Source organism: Candidatus Cloacimonadota bacterium, assembly GCA_034661015.1.
Taxonomy (GTDB): domain Bacteria; phylum Cloacimonadota; class Cloacimonadia; order JGIOTU-2; family JGIOTU-2; genus JAYEKN01.
Genome location: JAYEKN010000085.1, coordinates 2,337 through 4,667, shown reverse-complemented (window position 1 = coordinate 4,667; position 2,331 = coordinate 2,337). Strand labels below are relative to the sequence as shown.

2 protein-coding genes are annotated in these 2,331 nt (G+C 34.1%); both read left to right on the top strand.

Annotation, left to right across the window (positions count from 1 at the left end; translation table 11 throughout):
• Window positions 1-1,065 (top strand): murein transglycosylase domain-containing protein (locus U9P79_02890; GenBank protein MEA2103575.1); only part of this gene is annotated, 1,065 nt, incomplete at its 5' end.
• Window positions 1,066-1,129: 64 nt separating this feature from the next.
• Window positions 1,130-2,331, top strand: a 1,202-nt coding sequence (locus U9P79_02885) for a hypothetical protein (GenBank protein ID MEA2103574.1), incomplete at its 3' end; no start/stop codon positions are given.

Here is a 2,331-nt window from a genome sequence, read left to right as displayed (position 1 = left end):
TTATTTTCCCAAACCGATATGGATGAGTTTGAAAAATATGCTCAGCAACAGGAACAGGAATTTCAAAATTATCAGATGCAGCAAGATTCTATGTTTATTCAATATAAGGATCAGATTGAGAAAGAGTGGAACGAATTCGTAGAATCTTCACCAAATGAATGGGTAACTTATTCCGAAGATTTTAAGGGAAGAAGTCAGGTTGATTTTGAAAAAGGCGAAGTAAAGGTAGAAGCGGTGGTAGAAGAGGATGAACCTCAAAGCGAAGAAAAAGCAAAAGAGATCGTCAAAAAACAGCTAACAAAAATTCTCGAAGAGAAAGATGAAACCGAAGAACCAATACTTAAAGATCAGATAAAAGTGAAGGATGTTGGCATTGTAACTAAGGAAAATCTGGATGAAGCAGTTGAAAAGATTATAGAAACAGGAAAAGTTACTGAAACACTGGGCAAGGACGAAAAGAAACGAACCAAATATTCAATCGTTTTGGATATGGTTCCCGACAACATTCAAATTCGGGTAAACAAATACAAACCGTTTATTGAAGAACAATGTGAGAAGTTTGAAATTGATCCGGGTCTTGCACTTTCCATAATTCATACCGAATCTTTTTTCAATCCACGTGCTTATAACAGACACGGAAACGCCTATGGTATGATGCAGATCGTTCCGAAATATGCAGGGACTACCATGAATTACGTTATATTCAACAAAAAAGGCAAACCATCTTCTTCTGTTTTGTATAATCCTGAAAATAACCTTGCAATGGGGATTGGTTATATGCGTTGGTTGGCGGATAATAAATGGGATGAAGTAACAAACAAGGAGAATCAGTATTATTGCATTGTTTGTAGCTATAACGGCGGTCCCGGAAGTGTATATAAGGCGATGACCGGAAAAATGAGAGGAATTAGTGAGAAGAAATGGAACAAAATGATGTCCTCTTTAAGCACAATGGATAATGATGCTTTGTACAAAAAATTACGCAAAGACATTCCTTGGGCAGAAACAAGAAAATATATTGAAACCGTAAGATCACGCAGAGAAAAATATTATAAAAATTTGTAGGAATCTTGTTTTATAATGTGTTTAAAATTGAAAAAACATAATTCCATAAGAAAAGGAGATTAGTGTGTTGAAAAAACATTTGTATTTGTTTTTGATTATTTTATTTTTAGTTCCTAATGTTATTAATGCAGCGATTCCCGAATGGGCAGAAAGATACCAAAAAGGAAAATCAATCAAAAATGCGGACGATTATTATTTTGGAATTGGCGAATCAATCCAATCACGAGGAAAAGCAGATGATAATGCCAGAAAAGAATTTTCCAAAAATGTGGAAGTTCAAGTCAAATGTGTTGAAAGCGAAATTGTAAAAGATAAAAATGGTAAAGTATGGGAAAAATTTGTATCAGTTTCCGAAGTCGTAACTGATGTGAATTTGGGCGGAGTAAGTATTACGGAAAGGTTTAAAGATCCCGATACCGGAACAAATTATAGCATTATTCAAATTAGAAAAGATAAATATAACAAATTGGTTTACGATGAACTGCAACGTAAATTAGAACGAGAAATTAATGAAAACAAAATGGCGGAAGCCGGGGAAAAAGAAGGTATCCGTAAGGCACAAGCACAATTTAAACTCTGGATTCAAAATGAAAAAAATAAAATTGATCACAAAATACAGCAGTTTAAATTGAAGCAAAATCGGAAGCAGGAAATGGCAAAATTGATGGAGCAATATAAAAAGGAATATGAAAATTTCCTTAATTTGCAACCACCCGGAAAAGTGCTCTCATTTTATAATGCCGAACTATCTGCAAAGAGTAACAGGATTTCCCTTGAGTTAGGAATTAGTCCATTTTCCATACAATCAGTCTATTATGCTCGCAAATTATGGAAATTGGAACTCGCTGCTTATTCAGAGTTTTCGGACAATAAGTATGACAGACAGGACATCGTTTTTAAATATCAATTATTGCCCAATTCAGGTGCTCTTTACAAAACAACTTTTGCTTTGGGTGCGATTGCTTATGCAAATTCGATGGATAATGATTTCAAAGACTTAGAAATAAAATTCACTCCGTTTGTTACCGGAAATATTACTCTTCCCAATTTGTTATTTTCGTATTTATCTTTTTATGGTGATGTGAGAAAATATTCTATCGGGCTCAACAGCTATGTTTTATACGGACACCTGCAAGATAAATTAAGTGCAATTTTGGAATTCGATTATATTGCAGATAAAGACCACAGAAATAAATACGGTGATGAATTTCTAATCCAGCCCGGCATAAGATTTAAAACAGCAAATAATGTATATTCAACCCTTGC